The 15176-nt window shown below is 68.5% G+C and carries 15 protein-coding genes and 2 pseudogenes; 4 read left to right on the plus strand and 13 right to left on the minus strand.

The features are described from left to right. Positions 1-100 precede the first annotated feature (100 nt). The gene (locus tag OG293_RS04805) at positions 101-307 is read left to right on the plus strand and encodes a hypothetical protein (RefSeq protein WP_406003504.1); all 207 of its coding nucleotides are present in this window, start codon (positions 101-103) and stop codon (positions 305-307) included. 169 nt (positions 308-476) lie between these two features. Here the strand turns inward: OG293_RS04805 and ahcY are convergent, their stop codons facing one another. The 9 genes and pseudogenes from ahcY to OG293_RS04850 form a co-directional block, all read right to left on the minus strand. Continuing rightward, on the minus strand, positions 477-1913 hold the full coding sequence (gene ahcY, locus OG293_RS04810) for an adenosylhomocysteinase (RefSeq protein ID WP_405997507.1): 1437 nt from the start codon (positions 1911-1913) through the stop codon (positions 477-479). Continuing rightward, complete coding sequence (gene metF / locus OG293_RS04815) at positions 1891-2793, minus strand: methylenetetrahydrofolate reductase [NAD(P)H] (RefSeq protein WP_405997508.1); 903 nt, start codon at positions 2791-2793, stop codon at positions 1891-1893. Before metF ends, ahcY begins: the two co-directional genes overlap by 23 nt. After that, positions 2790-6287 carry a methionine synthase gene (metH, locus tag OG293_RS04820; protein WP_405997509.1) on the minus strand — a complete coding sequence of 1166 codons (3498 nt, stop codon included), beginning with the start codon at positions 6285-6287 and terminating at the stop codon, positions 2790-2792. The genes metF and metH overlap by 4 nt, the downstream gene beginning before the upstream one ends. Then, positions 6284-7267, minus strand: coding sequence for a carbohydrate kinase family protein (locus OG293_RS04825; protein WP_406003505.1), 984 nt, complete (start codon positions 7265-7267; stop codon positions 6284-6286). The genes metH and OG293_RS04825 overlap by 4 nt, the downstream gene beginning before the upstream one ends. Before the next feature lie 2 nt (positions 7268-7269). Beyond that, entirely contained in the window at positions 7270-8511 is a 1242-nt protein-coding gene (gene metK, locus OG293_RS04830) for a methionine adenosyltransferase (protein ID WP_405997510.1), read from the minus strand. Between the two features lie 654 nt (positions 8512-9165). Continuing rightward, positions 9166-9399, minus strand: coding sequence for a hypothetical protein (locus OG293_RS04835; protein WP_406003847.1), 234 nt, complete (start codon positions 9397-9399; stop codon positions 9166-9168). A gap of 67 nt (positions 9400-9466) precedes the next feature. Next, positions 9467-9933: pseudogene (locus OG293_RS04840) on the minus strand (copper homeostasis protein CutC); the annotation flags it as partial. Next, a complete protein-coding gene (locus OG293_RS04845) occupies positions 9933-10829 on the minus strand; it encodes an amino acid ABC transporter permease (protein WP_405997511.1) in 897 nt (298 codons plus the stop codon). The pseudogene OG293_RS04840 and the gene OG293_RS04845, both read right to left, overlap by 1 nt. Beyond that, the gene (locus OG293_RS04850) at positions 10826-11011 is read right to left on the minus strand and encodes a hypothetical protein (RefSeq protein WP_405997512.1); all 186 of its coding nucleotides are present in this window, start codon (positions 11009-11011) and stop codon (positions 10826-10828) included. The genes OG293_RS04845 and OG293_RS04850 overlap by 4 nt, the downstream gene beginning before the upstream one ends. A gap of 8 nt (positions 11012-11019) precedes the next feature. Between OG293_RS04850 and OG293_RS04855 the strand changes: the two are divergent. After that, positions 11020-11283: pseudogene (locus OG293_RS04855) on the plus strand (replication initiator); the annotation flags it as partial. Here the strand turns inward: OG293_RS04855 and OG293_RS04860 are convergent. Next, complete coding sequence (locus OG293_RS04860; RefSeq protein ID WP_405997513.1) at positions 11262-11414, minus strand: hypothetical protein; 153 nt, start codon at positions 11412-11414, stop codon at positions 11262-11264. The pseudogene OG293_RS04855 and the gene OG293_RS04860 overlap by 22 nt on opposite strands. Before the next feature lie 245 nt (positions 11415-11659). Next, complete coding sequence (locus OG293_RS04865) at positions 11660-12169, minus strand: PadR family transcriptional regulator (RefSeq protein ID WP_405997514.1); 510 nt, start codon at positions 12167-12169, stop codon at positions 11660-11662. A gap of 91 nt (positions 12170-12260) precedes the next feature. Here OG293_RS04865 and OG293_RS04870 point away from each other — a divergent pair, with 91 nt between their 5' ends. Both OG293_RS04870 and OG293_RS04875 read left to right on the plus strand, forming a co-directional pair. Then, positions 12261-12821 carry a hypothetical protein gene (locus tag OG293_RS04870; protein ID WP_405997515.1) on the plus strand — a complete coding sequence of 187 codons (561 nt, stop codon included), beginning with the start codon at positions 12261-12263 and terminating at the stop codon, positions 12819-12821. 231 nt (positions 12822-13052) lie between these two features. After that, a complete protein-coding gene (locus OG293_RS04875) occupies positions 13053-13340 on the plus strand; it encodes a hypothetical protein (protein ID WP_406003848.1) in 288 nt (95 codons plus the stop codon). 8 nt (positions 13341-13348) lie between these two features. Here OG293_RS04875 and OG293_RS04880 read toward each other — a convergent pair whose 3' ends face one another. Continuing rightward, the gene (locus tag OG293_RS04880; RefSeq protein WP_405997516.1) at positions 13349-13792 is read right to left on the minus strand and encodes an SCP2 sterol-binding domain-containing protein; all 444 of its coding nucleotides are present in this window, start codon (positions 13790-13792) and stop codon (positions 13349-13351) included. Next, positions 13789-15039, minus strand: coding sequence for an NAD(P)-binding domain-containing protein (locus OG293_RS04885; RefSeq protein ID WP_405997517.1), 1251 nt, complete (start codon positions 15037-15039; stop codon positions 13789-13791). The genes OG293_RS04880 and OG293_RS04885 overlap by 4 nt, the downstream gene beginning before the upstream one ends. Between the last annotated feature and the right edge of the window lie 137 nt (positions 15040-15176).

The raw sequence follows: 15176 nt of genomic DNA on the forward strand, positions 1-15176 counted from the left end.
TAGGCTTCCGAGCATGTCAGAAGCCGATTCGAGCCCGGAACACGAAGGGCTCACACCACGTCAGGCACGTCATATACGGATAGCTCTCTCGGCGGCCATCATGCTCGCCGTGGGTGTCGCCCTCGTGCTGCGTCTCGGCAGCACGCACTCGGTGCTGACCATGGGCTTCTACGGCGTCGCGCTGATCCTTTCCGGCACCGCGCTGGTCCTCAGCCGGCAGGGGCGTACCCGCGTGGCCACTGCGGTACTGGGCGTGGGCGTGGCGGTGGCCCTCGCGGGCGAGTGGGCCGTCGCGTCGATGCGCTGAGACGCGCGGGGGTACGCCGGCACGGGGGCCCGGACGATACGGGGATACGGGGAGAGCAGGGCAAGGGGGCACAGGGGATCGGGGACAGCGGGCAGGGGTCAGGCCCTCGCCCGGGGGATGAGCGAGGGCCTGGTCTCGGTTCAGCCGGCGAGGGTGGCTCGGCAGCCGATCAGTAGCGGTAGTGGTCGGACTTGTAGGGGCCGTCGACCTCGACGCCGATGTAGGCGGCCTGCTCCGGGCGCAGGGTCGTCAGCTTCACGCCGAGCGCGTCGAGGTGGAGCCGGGCGACCTTCTCGTCGAGGTGCTTGGGCAGCACGTACACATCGGTCGGGTACTCCTCGGGCTTGGTGAACAGCTCGATCTGGGCCAGCGTCTGGTCCGCGAAGCTGTTCGACATCACGAACGAGGGATGGCCGGTCGCGTTGCCCAGGTTCAGCAGACGGCCCTCCGACAGCACGATCAGCACCTTGCCGTCGGGGAACGTCCAGGTGTGCACCTGCGGCTTGACCTCGTCCTTGACGATGCCCGGCAGCTGCGCCAGACCGGCCATGTCGATCTCGTTGTCGAAGTGGCCGATGTTCCCGACGATGGCCTGGTGCTTCATCCTGGCCATGTCACCGGCCATGATGATGTCCTTGTTGCCGGTGGTCGTGACGAAGATGTCGGCCTTGTCGACAACCTCGTCGAGGGTGGTGACCTGGTAGCCGTCCATCGCCGCCTGCAGCGCGCAGATCGGGTCGATCTCGGTGATGATCACCCGCGCGCCCTGGCCACGCAGCGACTCCGCGCACCCCTTGCCCACATCGCCGTAACCGCACACCACCACGGTCTTGCCACCGATCAGGGTGTCCGTCGCCCGGTTGATGCCGTCGATCAGCGAATGACGGCAGCCGTACTTGTTGTCGAACTTCGACTTGGTGACTGCGTCATTCACGTTGATCGCCGGGAAAAGGAGGGTGCCGTCACGGTGCATCTCGTACAGACGGTGCACACCCGTCGTCGTCTCCTCCGTGACACCACGGATCTCCGCGGCCAGCGGGGACCAGGCGATGGCGGAGCGGTTCAGCAGCCCCAGCACCACTCGGTACTCCTCGTTGTCGGCCGTGGACGGGTCGGGAACGGAGCCGGCCTTCTCGAACTCGACGCCCTTGTGGACGAGAAGGGTGGCGTCACCGCCATCGTCCAGGATCATGTTGGGTCCGGCGTGGCCCGGCCAGATCAGCGCCTGCTCCGTGCACCACCAGTACTCCTCCAGCGTCTCGCCCTTCCAGGCGAAGACCGGGATGCCCTGGGGGTCGTCCGGCGTGCCTTCGGGGCCGACCGCGACGGCGGCAGCGGCGTGGTCCTGGGTGGAGAAGATGTTGCAGGAGACCCAGCGGACCTCGGCGCCGAGCGCGACCAGGGTCTCGATCAGCACGGCGGTCTGCACCGTCATGTGCAGCGAACCGGTGATCCGCGCACCCGCCAGCGGCTGCGCGGCGGCGTACTCCCTGCGGATCGACATCAGACCGGGCATCTCATGCTCGGCGAGAGTGATCTCCTTGCGACCGAAATCCGCGAGGGAAAGGTCGGCCACCTTGAAGTCAGTGGTGGACTGAGAGGGCATGAGTACTCCTCGTCTTGGTGACGCCCCGGTGTATCTCCACCGTCGCAGGCGATCGGTTCAGGGTGATGTAGTGCAGTCCAGGAGCGCCTTCGTCGAGCAGCCGCTCCGCCATCGCGATCGCATGGTCGACACCGATCCGATGAGCTTCCTCCGGCCTGTCGCGGGCGGCATGCAGCCGCCGGGCGAGGTCGTCCGGGAAGGCCGCGTCGCTGAGTTCCGCGAAGCGGCTGATCTGCCGGTAGTCGGTGGCCGGCATGATCTCGGGGATGATCGGCGTGTCGCATCCGGCCGCCGCGGCCAGGTCGCGCAGCCGCAGGTAGTACTCCACGTCGAAGAACATCTGGGTGATCGCGTAGTCGGCGCCCGCTCGGCACTTGGCCGCGAAGTACCTGATGTCGCTGTCCCAGTCCGGGGAGCGGGGGTGGCGCTCGGGGAAGGCGGCGACTCCGACGCTGAAGTCCCCCAGCTCCCGGACGAGTTCGACGAGCTCGATCGCGTAGGTCAGTCCCTGGGGATGAGCCACCCACGGGCCCTTCGGGTCGCCGGGCGGATCTCCGCGCAGGGCGAGGACGTCCCGGATACCGGCGTCCGCGTACTGCCCGATGATGTGGCGCAGTTCGGCCACCGAGTGCCCTACGGCGGTCAGATGGGCGACCGGGCGCAGGGTGGTCTGTGCGGCGATCCTCTTCGTCACGGCGACGGTACGGTCGCGGGAGGATCCCCCCGCGCCGTACGTCACCGAGACGAAGACCGGCGACAGCGCCTCGATACGGCGGATGGCGTCCCACAGGCGCTCTTCGCCGGCGTCGGTCCTGGGCGGGAAGAACTCGAAGGAGTAGGTCCGTTCCCCGGCCGCGAGAACGTCCCGCAAGGTCCTCACGAGCGCGCACCTCCCGTGTTGAAGTACTTCGCTTCGGGGTGGTGGATGACGATGGCGTCGGTGGACTGTTCGGGGTGGAGCTGGAACTCCTCGGAGAGCTGGACGCCGATCCGCTCGGGTTCCAGGAGGGTGGCGATCTTCGCGCGGTCCTCCAGGTCGGGGCAGGCGCCGTAGCCGAGCGAGAACCGTGCGCCCCGGTACTTCAGGGCGAACATGTCCTCGACGTCGGCCGGGTCCTCGCCCGCGAAGCCGAGCTCGGCACGGACCCGGGCGTGCCAGTACTCCGCCAGCGCCTCCGCCAACTGCACCGACAGACCGTGCAGTTCGAGATAGTCGCGGTACGAGTCCGACTCGAAGAGTTCCGCCGTGGCTTCGCCGATCTTCGAGCCGACGGTCACCACCTGGAGCCCGACGACGTCCCGCTCGCCGGACTCCTCGAGGCGGAAGAAGTCGGCGAGGCAGAGGCGGCGGCCACGGCGTTGGCGGGGGAAGGAGAAACGGGTGCGTTCGGAGCCGTCCTCGTTGAGCAGGATCAGGTCGTCGCCCTTGGACACACACGGGAAGTAGCCGTAGACCACGGCCGCCTCCAGCAGACCACGGGTGTGCAGCTGGTCCAGCCAGCCCCGCAGCCGCGGCCGGCCCTCCGACTCCACCAGCTCCTCATAGGACGGACCGTCACCGGCCCTGGCCTGCTTCAGCCCCCACTGCCCCTTGAACAGCGCACCCTCATCCAGCCAGGACGCATACTCCTTCAGCTGAATCCCCTTGATCACCCGGGTACCCCAGAACGGCGGCCGGGGCACCCGGTTGTCGACCACCACATCCGACCGCACCGCGCCCTCCTCAGGACGCTCCTCGACCACCGTGCCCGCAGCCGCACGGACCCGCCGCTGCCGAAGCTCGGGCAGCACAGCACCCGGAACCCCCCGCTTGACCGCGATCAGAGCATCCATCAGACGCAGTCCCTCGAACGCATCCCGGGCGTAGCGGACTTCGCCCTCGTAGATCTCGTGGAGATCCTGTTCCACATAGGCCCGGGTCAGCGCCGCCCCGCCGAGGATGACCGGATAGTCCGCGGCCATCTTGCGCTGGTTCAGCTCCTGAAGGTTCTCCTTCATGATCACAGTGGACTTCACCAGCAGCCCCGACATACCGATCACATCGGCCCGGTGCTCCTGCGCCGCCTCCAAGATCGCCGAAACCGGCTGCTTGATCCCCAGATTCACCACGTTGTAACCGTTGTTGGACAAGATGATGTCGACCAGGTTCTTGCCGATATCGTGCACATCACCCCGGACCGTGGCCAGCACGATCGTGCCCTTGCCCTCCGCGTCCGACTTCTCCATATACGGCTCCAGGAAAGCCACCGCGTTCTTCATCACCTCGGCCGACTGCAGCACAAACGGCAACTGCATCTGCCCCGACCCGAACAGCTCACCGACGACCTTCATACCGTCGAGCAGCGTCTCGTTGACAATCTCCAGCGCGGGCCGGACCCGCAGAGCCTCCTCCAGATCCTGGTCAAGGCCGTTCTTCTCACCGTCGATGATCCGCCGCTTGAGACGCTCATCCAGCGGCAGAGCAAGAAGCTCCTCGGCCTTGCCCGCCTTCATCGACTGCATATTGACACCCTCGAAAAGCTCCATGAGCCTCTGCAACGGGTCATAACCCTCCGCGCGCCGGTCATAGATCAGATCCAGAGCGACCCTGACCTGCTCCTCCTCCAGCCGCGCAATCGGCACGATCTTCGACGCATGCACGATCGCCGAGTCCAACCCCGCCTTCACACACTCATCCAGGAACACCGAGTTCAGGACCACCCGCGCCGCCGGATTAAGACCGAAGGAGATGTTCGACAGACCCAGCGTCGTCTGCACCGCCGGATGCCGCCGCTTCAGCTCACGAATCGCCCCGATCGTGGCCACACCATCCCCACGGGACTCCTCCTGACCCGTGCAGATCGTGAACGTCAGCGTGTCGATCAGGATGTCGGACTCCAGCACACCCCACCGGCCCGTCAGATCACCGATGATCCGCTCCGCGACAGCCACCTTGCTCTCAACCGTCCGGGCCTGCCCCTCCTCATCGATCGTCAACGCGATCAACGCCGCACCATGCTCAACCGCCAGCCCAGCCACCCTCGCAAACCGCGACTGCGGCCCGTCCCCGTCCTCATAATTCACCGAATTGACGACCGCACGGCCACCGAGCTTCTCCAGACCCGCCCGCAGAACCTCCACCTCGGTCGAGTCCAGAACAATCGGCAGCGTCGACGCAGTCGCGAAACGGCCCGCCAACTCCTCCATATCCGCCACACCGTCCCGGCCCACATAATCCACACACAGGTCGAGCATGTGCGCACCCTCACGGATCTGCTCCCGCGCCAGCTCCACACAGTCGTCCCAGCGGCCCTCCAGCATCGCCTCCCGGAACTTCTTCGACCCGTTCGCGTTCGTCCGCTCACCAATGGCCATAAACGAGGTGTCCTGCCGGAACGGCACCGTCTGATACAGCGAAGCCGCACCCGGCTCCGGACGCGGCTCCCGCCCACCAGGAACCACACCACCCACCCGCTCCACCACCTGCCGCAGATGCTCCGGCGTCGTACCACAACACCCACCCACCAACGACAGCCCGTACTCACGCACAAACGTCTCCTGCGCATCAGCAAGCTCACCCGCCGACAACGGGTAATGCGCACCATCACGGCCCAGCACCGGCAGACCCGCATTAGGCATACACGACAACGGAACACGCGCATGACGGGCCAGATACCGCAGATGCTCACTCATCTCAGCCGGACCCGTCGCACAGTTGAGACCGATCATGTCGATACCCAACGGCTCCAACGCAGTCAAAGCCGCACCGATCTCCGAACCCAGCAGCATCGTCCCCGTCGTCTCCACCGTCACCGAACAGATCACCGGCAGACACACACCCACGGCCTCCATCGCACGACGAGCACCCAGAACAGCCGCCTTCGTCTGCAACAGATCCTGCGTCGTCTCCACCAGCAGAGCATCCGCACCACCCGCGATCATGCCCTCCGCGTTCTGCTGATACGCATCCCGCAACGTGACATACGGCGCGTGCCCCAGCGTCGGCAGCTTCGTACCAGGACCCATCGACCCCAGCACCCACCGCTGCCGCCCCGTCGACACCGAGAACTCGTCCGCCACCTCCCGCGCGATCCGCGCCCCCGCCTCCGACAACTCGAACACCCGCTCGGGAATGTCGTACTCCGCCAACGCCGCAAAGTTCGTACCGAACGTGTTCGTCTCCACACAGTCCACACCGACCTCGAAATAGGCCGAATGAACCGAACGCACAATATCCGGCCGCGTCACATTCAAGATCTCGTTACAGCCCTCAAGATTCTCAAAATCCTCAAGCGTCGGATCCTGAGCCTGCAACATCGTGCCCATCGCACCATCAGCCACCACCACCCGCGTGGCCAGCGCCTCACGGAGAGCGTCGATTCGGGTCCGGCTCATCCCAGTGCCGCCAGGTAGGGGGCGAGGCCGGCTGCTGCCGCGTCGCCGTATGTGCCGCGGATGCGCCCCAGCAGCGCCCCGGCGTCCAGCTCCGGGGGCTGCGGGCCCTTCGTCTCCAGTACGGTCGTGGCCAGCGCGCAGCCCAGATGGGCCGCGTTCTCCAGGTCCAGGCCCCAGGCGGTCGCCGCGAGGAAACCGGCCCGGAAGGCGTCGCCGGCGCCGGTCGGCTCCACCGTCCCGTTCGGCGGCAGCGCGGCCACGTCGAGAGGGAGCAGCCCGGCGCGGGCGATCTGGACGCCGTCCGCGCCCCGGGTGGTGACCCAGGTGCCGACCCGGCCGAGGATCTGCTGCTCGGTCCAGCCGGTCTTCTCCTGGATGAGCACACTCTCGTACTCATTGGTGAACAGATAGGCCGGGTGGGCGAGCAGCTCCCGTACGTCGTCGCTTCCCATGAAGGCGAGCTGTTGCGAGGGGTCGGCCGCGAACGGCAGCCCGAGGGCTGTGCATTCGCGGGTGTGGCGGACCATGGCCACGGGATCGTTGGGCGAGACGACCACCAGATCCAGTCCCCCGGCCCGCTCACGCACCGGGGCGAGACCTATCGTGCGGGCCTCGCTCATCGCTCCGGGGTAGAAGGAGCCGATCTGGTTGTTGTCGGCGTCCGTCGTGCACACGAAGCGCGCGGTGTGCAGCGACGTGCTGATGTGCACCGAGTCGGTGTCGACGCCGTTCTCCTTGAGCCAGATCTGGTAGTCGGCGAAGTCCGCGCCCACCGCTCCGACCAGATAGGGGCCGATGCCCAGCCTTCCGAGGCCGAAGGCGATGTTGGCGGCGACGCCGCCGCGCCGGATGTCGAGCTCCTCGACGAGGAAGGAGAGCGAGACCTTGTCGAGGCTGCCCTCGATCAGCTGCTCGGCGAACCGGCCGGGAAAGACCATCAGGTGGTCCGTTGCGATCGAACCAGTCACGGCTATACGCACGGTCACTGCTCCTTGGCCCAGTTGGCGATGGCTGCCTGGCGCAGCTTCTCGGCGCGGTCGGTGGACTCCCATGTGAACTCCGGGAGGTCTCGGCCGAAGTGGCCGTAGGCCGCGGTCTGCGCGTAGATCGGGCGCAACAGGTCGAGGTCGCGGATGATCGCGGCGGGGCGGAGGTCGAAGACATGGTCGATGGCGGTCTGGATCCGCGGCACGGGCACGGTCTCCGTGCCGAAGGTCTCGACGAAGAGGCCGACCGGCTCCGCCTTGCCGATGGCGTACGCGACCTGGACCTCGCAGCGCTTGGCGAGGCCGGCGGCGACGACGTTCTTGGCGACCCAGCGCATGGCGTAGGCGGCCGAGCGGTCCACCTTGGACGGGTCCTTGCCGGAGAACGCGCCTCCGCCGTGGCGGGCCATGCCGCCGTACGTGTCGATGATGATCTTGCGCCCGGTGAGGCCGGCGTCACCGACCGGGCCGCCGATCTCGAAACGTCCGGTCGGGTTGACCAGCAGGCGGTAGCCCTCGGTGCGCAACCGGACGCCGTCCTCGACGAGCTCCTGGAGGACCGGGCGTACGACGCAGTCGCGGATGTCCGGGATGAGCAGCGAGTCCAGGTCGATGCCGGGCGCGTGCTGCGAGGAGACGACCACGGTGTCGAGCCGGACGGCTTCGTCGCCGTCGTACTCGATGGTGACCTGGGTCTTGCCGTCGGGGCGCAGGTAGGGGACCGTTCCGTTCTTGCGGACCTCGGTGAGACGCCTGGCGAGCCGGTGGGCGAGCGTGATGGGCAGCGGCATCAGCTCGGGCGTCTCGTCACAGGCGTAGCCGAACATCAGACCCTGGTCGCCGGCGCCCTGCTCGCTGAGCGCGTCGCCCTCCCCACCCTTCGCGGCCCCCTCGACGCGCTTCTCGTAGGCGGTGTCGACGCCCTGCGCGATATCCGGCGACTGCGCGCCGATGGATACCGACACACCGCAGGAGGCACCGTCGAAGCCCTTCGCCGACGAGTCGTAGCCGATCTTCAGAACGGTCTCGCGGACCAGGCTCTGGATGTCGGCGTACGCGTTGGTGGTGACCTCGCCGGCCAGGTGGACCTGGCCGGTGGTGATCAGCGTCTCGACGGCGACCCGCGACTTCGGGTCCTGGGCCAGCAGCGCGTCGAGCACCGCGTCGCTGATCTGGTCGGCGATCTTGTCCGGGTGGCCCTCGGTCACTGATTCCGAGGTGAACAGACGAAGGGACACGAGTCCTCCAATTGCCGGGCGTGGTGGCCACGTTGACGTGGCGTCGTGGTGACGTGCTGCCGCGCTGCGGTCAGGCTGCGCGCGTGCTCTGCAAGCGGGCTCGAAGGCGGCTCGGGAATCCAAAGGGCTGTGCGCGCTCGCGGTCACCCAAGCCGGGCAGGCGATGTCCGGCTGCATCTCGGCGACGGCGCGCATCCGGACCCCTCCCAGTCGTTCCCGGCCGGCCCGCGGCTCGCGTCACCTCCGGCGCAGCCACGTCCTCGCCGGGATGTGGCCGGAACACGGCGGGCAGCATGGAGGCGACTGAGCCATCGCATGGTTCAAATCCTGCCCCCGCTACCAACTCCGGCCCCTTCGACGCCCAGGCGTCGAAGGGGCCGGAGCCATTTACGGCTGTCCCCAGACGGCGTAACCGAACTCGTCGCCCCTGCCCACCGCGCGACGCAGGGCGCCCTCAATCGTGTGAGGCCGTGCCGAACCATGCCTGTGTGAGCGAAAGCAGCGTTCCTTCGGCAGGTACGCGCAACTCCCTCATGTACCAGGGGAGGTTGCTGCGGCTTCGCGCACGCGCCCCCGCTGTCAGTGGGGCCACCTCCGCCGGTACGGGGACATTCGCGGCCCCGTACCGGCCCGCGCTTCTGGGCCGGGTCCCGCTCACGTCTCAGCGGCCGGTCCGCGCACGGCGCGGATGACCTCGTGGATCAGCGCCCGGCTGGTGGTGCGCCGGACGTACTCGTCGAAGCGCGGTGAAGCTCCCATCGCCGGGCGGTGGTTGCGGTGGCGGGCCGGACCGTCCTGGCTGGCGCGGGCGCTGAAGTGCAGGTCGCGGGCTCCCGTCAGGTGCAGGATCCGGTCGGCGTTGCGAGCGGTGATGCCTGCGCCGGACATGACACGGAATGCGGGAACCGGCGGCCCGGACGAGCTCCGCCAGCAGGGGCGCCCCTTCCAAAGCCGAGGATTCCAGCCCCGAGGTCAGGACCAGGTCCGCCCCCAGCTCGGCCAGGGTCTCCAGGGCGGCGAGGGGCTTGCGGACCATGTCGAAGGCCCGGTGGAAGGTGACCGGAGTTGCGGCCGCGGCTTCCATCAGCTCCCCGCACACCGCGGTGTCGATGTCACCGTCGCGGGTCAGGGCACCGAGGACGATGCCGTGCGCGCCCAGTTCCACCGCCGTCCCGATGTCGCGCCGCATCGCCCGGACCTCGTGCGCGTCGTAGACGAAGTCCCCATGCAAGGGCGGATCAGAACGTTCACCGCGATCCGCGGGGCCGCCGCCAGCGTGGTCTCCAGCAGTCCGAGGCTAGGGGTCAGACCGCCCTCGGACAGCGCGCAGCACAACTCCACCCGGTGTGCTCCGCTGTCCTGGGCGGTCATGGCGCCCGCGGCGGAGTCGACGCACACCTCGAACCGCGCATCGTCCCTCATCACCGTCCTCCCGGCACGGCGTCGGCGACCGTCCTCGTCTCGTCCCGGGGCGGGCTCGCCGGGCCGGTCCCGGGCACGGCCGGGCGGGAGCGGCGCGGTCCGCCGCGGTTCTGCAGCACCCGCGCGGTCTTGGACAGGGCGGCGTTGACGACCAGGTATATCGCGGCCACGACGAGGAAGGTTTGGATGAGCAGGTGGCTGTAGGTGGCGTAGACCTGCCCGCTGAAGAGCAGTTCGTAGTAGCTGACGATGTAGCCCAGTGAGGTGTCCTTGATCAGGCCGACCGACTGGCTGACCAGGGAGGGCACCACCCGGCGCAGGGCCTGCGGGAGCAGGATAACGAGCATCGTGCGGCCGGAGGTCAGGCCCAGAGACAGCCCCGCCTCCTTCTGACCGCGGTCCAGCGAGAGCAGTCCGGCGCGGAAGATCTCGGCGGTGGAGGCGGCGATCGACAGCGCCAGCGGCGCGACGAGTTTCCAGTACAGGGGGAGGTTCATCCCGTACTTGGGCAGCGCGAACAGGGTGAGGTAGATGAGCAGCAGGACCGGGACGGTGCGCATGATCTCGATGTAGGTGCCCGAGACCCAGCGCACCGTCCGGTGCGCGGACATCCGGCCGACCGCGAGCAGCAGTCCGAGCGGTCCGGCGATGGCGGCGGCGCCCGCGGCGGCGAGCAGGCTGTACCAGGCGCCGTTGAGGAGGAAGCGCCAGACCGCCCAGGTGGTGAACGGCTGCCACTTGTCGGCGTCGAGCTGGCCGCGGTCGGCGAACCGGTTGACGGCGATGGCCAGCAGTGCGAGGACGACCAGGGCGGTCGCGGCGCTCGCGAGGCGTTCCCTGCGCCGGGCCCGGGGGCCCGGCGCGTCGAAGAGGACGGTGGGTTCGCGGGAGCTCATCGTACGATCGCTACTTTCCGCTCGATGTAGCCGGTCGCGAGGCCGATGGTGAGGGTGACGGCCATATAGGCCAGGCCCGCGCCGACGAAGACCGGGATGGGCTGCGCCTCGGCGAGGTTGACCTCGTTGGCCGCGTGGGTGAGTTCGACGACGCCGACCGCGGCGGCCAGGGAGGTGTTCATGGTGAGTCTGCCGCCCCTGCCAGGGACGCGGCACCACCACGCTGCCCCACGGAACGCCGCTCCCGTGCAGCGCCTGCGACGGCACCGGACAGGCCCGCCCGCTGAACCGGCTCCCCGTCGCCCGCCACGTCCGGCAGATGATCCGCACCTGCTGGGAGCTGGGCAAGCTGCCGGAGTTCGCCCACCTCAAGCTCCGGAAGTGGGCGCACATGCTCGGCTTCCGGGGCCACTTCTCCACCAAGTCCCGCAGCTACTCCACCACCCTCGGTTCGTGATGGCCGGAGAACTGTCCGCTGGTGAGCAGCGTGGCGTCCTTCCAGACAGGGTCGGCGCCCCGGAGTTTGTGTTCCTGACCGAAGGCGCCGGAGCTGACGTTGGTGTAGAGGGTGAGTTCGCCGTCCATCCGTTGGAGTCGTAGCTGCCGGCAGTCATCGCGACGTCGTGGGTCCACAGTTGGTTTGGGGCGGCCGTCTGGATCCGTCGAGCGCCGAGAGTTCCCAATGCCGGGAAGGGAGCCAGCGGTGCGTGGAGCCGACGGCCTGGACGTCGAAGTGCGCCTGGAGACGCCCAGCTGATCCGTGACGCGAACCGGACTGCACCAACGACACAGAGCCACCGCCACCCCCTGCCGATGCTAGGAGGCAGACCTCAGAGCTGGCGGGTGGCCCATTCGGCCCACTCCCGGCGCATGGTGTTGAAGCGCAGTCCGTACTCGAGGGCGATCCGCCCGTGGACGGACAGGGCGCCCTCGTCCCAGTCGGCGGTTTCCTCGATGGCCTGAAGCCGTTCGTAGCCCTGTGCGGACACGTCGGCCAGCCATTGCAGGTACGTGCGTCCCTGCTCGGGGGTGAGCACGCCGAGGAAGAAGACCCTCAGCAGCAGGTCGCTGCGTGCGTGCTGGGCCGGCGTCGTCTCGGTGAGCCAGTGCCGTAGCTCCGCCAGGCCCGCGTCGGTCAGGGCGTACTCCTTGCGGCCGCGCGGGCCCTGGGCGGTCACGGTGATCAGCCCGGCGTCGGCCAGTTTGGTCAGCTCTGTGTAGATCTGGCTCTGCGTCGCCGGCCAGGCACTGGACAGCGACGTCTCGAACAGTTTCAGAAGGTCGTAGCCGCTGGCGTCGCGGTCCGCCAGAAGTCCCAGCAGCGCGTGTCGAAGGCTCATGCAGCCCATCCTACATTCCAGTATTGACATGTCATCTCTCGACGTTCTACTTTCGACATGTCAGTTTGGTTGCTTCAAGGGGGAGAACACCATGGCCTACGTCCTCACTTTCCTGCCGTGGATCGTCTACGCGATCCTGCCGTCCACCCACTGGCAGTGGGCCGCGCTGGCCGGCCTGGCCGTGGCGGTCGCCGTGATCGTCAGGCAGCGCTCCGCCGGGTACCGCCCCGACGCGCTGATCATCGAGTTCGGTTCGGCTGTCTTCTTCGCCGCCCTGGCCGTGGTGGCCTTCAGCGCGCCGGATTCGGTCCTGCACTCCTACTCTGCCGCCCTGTCCTCCGGTGTGCTGGCCCTGATCGCAGCGGTCTCCCTGGTAGTTCGCAGGCCGTTCACCCTCGGCATCGCTAAGCAGTCCACGCCCTCGGCGGTTTGGGGGCAGCCGGTGTTCATCCGCACCAACACCGTCATCACCTCGGTCTGGACGCTCGCGTTCGCGGTCGCCGCCGTTGTCCTCTCCCTCCTCGCTCGTGCCGGCCAGGGCCACTCGGCGGGTGCCACCCTGGTCCAGGTCGCCGGCTTCGTGATCCCGATGGTGTTCACCAACCGCTACGTCGCCGCCGTCCGGACGCGCGCCTCCCGTGCCACCGGATGACCCGGCAAGACCCCTGTGCAGAGGCGGTGGAGTAGGCGATCTGCCGATCTCGGCGACGCGTTGCTGTCCGACTCCCATACGGTGGTGACAACCAGGGCGCCAATTCAGGTAGCTCTCTGGTCGCCAAGGAAGTGGAGAGGAGCCGCGCCACGCGCGACGCAGGCTTCGACGAGGCAGCAACGACATCAAGCCGGCGGTACTGGAACGCCGGGCTTCGAGCCGGGGAGGACGTTGCCCGCGGAGAAGCCCCCGCCTCCTCTCGCTGACGCTCGTAGGAGCCGGTTCGACGAGCAGCTCACCGAGGTCATCGTCTTGGCGCTGGGCGTCCCATCACGAGCACCAGCGACGCAGGTCGGGAGCCAGCCGGGCCGCTCCCAGGCAGTCGACCCCACGCCCGGTGGATACGGCATCTCCGCCTACCTGGGCATCGCCCGCTCCTGGGACCGGCTCCATCCCAAGCTGACCCACCGCTCCTTCTGGTCCGCGGCGGACGGCACCCTCCCGATCGTGGAGGCGTGATCCGCCCGTTAGTCGCCGGCCGGCGGCGCGCTGCGGGATCCGAACCACTCGATCCAGTTCATGGCGAAGAAGACATCGCCGGAGATCTTCAGACGTCCGCCGATGAAGGCGTCCGTGCCCTTCAGCTCCCCCGTGGCCAGGGAGAGCAGGTCCTGCATGTCCACCCCGATCGTCGCGTTCGGGGTGGCGGCGTCGCGGGCGGAGGCGCACCGGCCGTCGGCGACGGTGACATAGCGGTGGCGCACTCCCGAGGGGGTGTTGACCTCGTAGTGGAAGATGCCGCCCCGGCCACGGGTACGCTCCGGCCGGAAGCAGGCGCGGAACCAGACGAAGACGAGGTCGAGCATCCGGTCGTCGTCGTCGAGCGGAAGCTCTCCGACGAGTTCGCCGGACGCCTCCGCGACCTCGGCAAGATCCCGCAGCCTCAGGTGGCGTGCGTCGTCGTCGGTCACGGCCGGCCCCCCGTCGTCCCTTTGCGGGCTGCGGTGTGCTCGATGAGGACGGAGGCGTCCTTGTCACCGTCGCCCGCGGCGTTGGCCGCGGCGAAGCGCTCGCGCACCGTGTCGAGCACGGGGAGGGCGACACCGGCGAGGGCCGCGTCCTCGATGGCGAGCCGCAGATCCTTCTCCATCAGCGTGGAGCGGAAGAAGGCCGGTTCGTAGGCGGCCTTGCGCATCAGTTCCGCGCGGAACCTCATCACGACGGAGCTGAATCCACTGCCCGCGACGGCGCCGAGCAGACCGTCCCGGTCGAGTCCCGCCTCCACGCCGTACGCGACCGACTCGGCGAGCGAGGCGACCTGGGCGCCGAGCAGCAGATTGAAGATGAGTTTGATGGTGGCGGCCGTGCCCGGCTCGCCGAGGTGGACGACCTCGCTGCCGATGGTGTCGAGCAGGGGGCGGACCGCGTCGATGTCGCCCTGCTCGCCACTGGTGTAGACGCGCAGCTTGCCCTCCCGTGCCTGGAAGGGGTTGCCGACGACACAGGCCTCGACGCGGCGCAGCCCGGCGGCCGACAGCCTGGCGGCGGCCTGCTTCGCATAGGCCGGGGACACGGTGGAGGTGTCGACGACGACCGCACCGGGAGCGAGCCGGGGCACGATCTGTCCGAAGAGCACGTCCTCGACGGCCGGTTCGTCGCTCAGGCTCAGCACGACGACGGAGTGTCCCGCCGCGGCGTCCCCGGCGCTCGCGGCCACCGTGGCGCCCGCGTCCGCCAGCGGACGCGTCTTGGCGACGGTGCGGTTGAAGACCGTCAGGGACCGGCCGGCGTCGATCAGCCGGTGTGCCATGCCCGCGCCCATGTTGCCGAGGCCGATGAACGCCACCGGGTCGCCGGGCGGAGCCGTGCGCCGGGCGGGAACGCCGGGGACGGGAGGCACCGCCGGCGTGGGCGGCAGGTCGTACACGGTCTGGGTCAAGGTCATGCCGCCCCCGCTCCGGTAGGGCTTCAGCCTGCGCCGGTGCTCGACATGGGCCTCGCTGGTTTCGAAGGCGCGGAACGAGGACTCGTCCAGCCAGTCGGTGATGACGAAGTAGACACGCTCCTCGTCGACCGAACGCACCAGCGTCTGCCCGCGGTTCGCGGGCTGCCTGGCGATGACGGAGGCCACCTCCCACCAGACCTTCTCGAACTCCTCCTGCACGCCCGGGAGGATCTCCATCCGCAGGATCACGCGGAACGGTGGGGTGTCGGCCATGATGTCTGCCTCCAAGAGCGGGGTCCCTGAGCACGGGGATGCGGACGTCACGGTCTCCGCCGCCGCTCAACGCCCGATCGAGGGCCGCTCCGGCCCGGTCGGGGGGTAGGGCCGATCCCCGCTCAAGAGGACTTCGA

It is taken from the genome of Streptomyces sp. NBC_00829 (assembly GCF_045161795.1).
Taxonomy (GTDB): Bacteria; Actinomycetota; Actinomycetes; order Streptomycetales; family Streptomycetaceae; genus Streptomyces.

Coding starts and splice junctions, on each gene's coding strand:
- OG293_RS04850 (WP_405997512.1), bottom strand. CDS start 11,011: ATGAACACCTCCCTGGCCGCCGCGGTCGGCGTCGTCGAACTCACCCAC.
- OG293_RS04805 (WP_406003504.1), top strand. CDS start 101: ATGCTCGCCGTGGGTGTCGCCCTCGTGCTGCGTCTCGGCAGCACGCAC.
- ahcY (WP_405997507.1), bottom strand. CDS start 1,913: ATGCCCTCTCAGTCCACCACTGACTTCAAGGTGGCCGACCTTTCCCTC.
- OG293_RS04870 (WP_405997515.1), top strand. CDS start 12,261: ATGGCCTACGTCCTCACTTTCCTGCCGTGGATCGTCTACGCGATCCTG.
- OG293_RS04885 (WP_405997517.1), bottom strand. CDS start 15,039: ATGGCCGACACCCCACCGTTCCGCGTGATCCTGCGGATGGAGATCCTC.
- OG293_RS04845 (WP_405997511.1), bottom strand. CDS start 10,829: ATGAGCTCCCGCGAACCCACCGTCCTCTTCGACGCGCCGGGCCCCCGG.
- OG293_RS04835 (WP_406003847.1), bottom strand. CDS start 9,399: ATGTCCGGCGCAGGCATCACCGCTCGCAACGCCGACCGGATCCTGCAC.
- metH (WP_405997509.1), bottom strand. CDS start 6,287: ATGAGCCGGACCCGAATCGACGCTCTCCGTGAGGCGCTGGCCACGCGG.
- OG293_RS04860 (WP_405997513.1), bottom strand. CDS start 11,414: ATGGACGGCGAACTCACCCTCTACACCAACGTCAGCTCCGGCGCCTTC.
- OG293_RS04865 (WP_405997514.1), bottom strand. CDS start 12,169: ATGAGCCTTCGACACGCGCTGCTGGGACTTCTGGCGGACCGCGACGCC.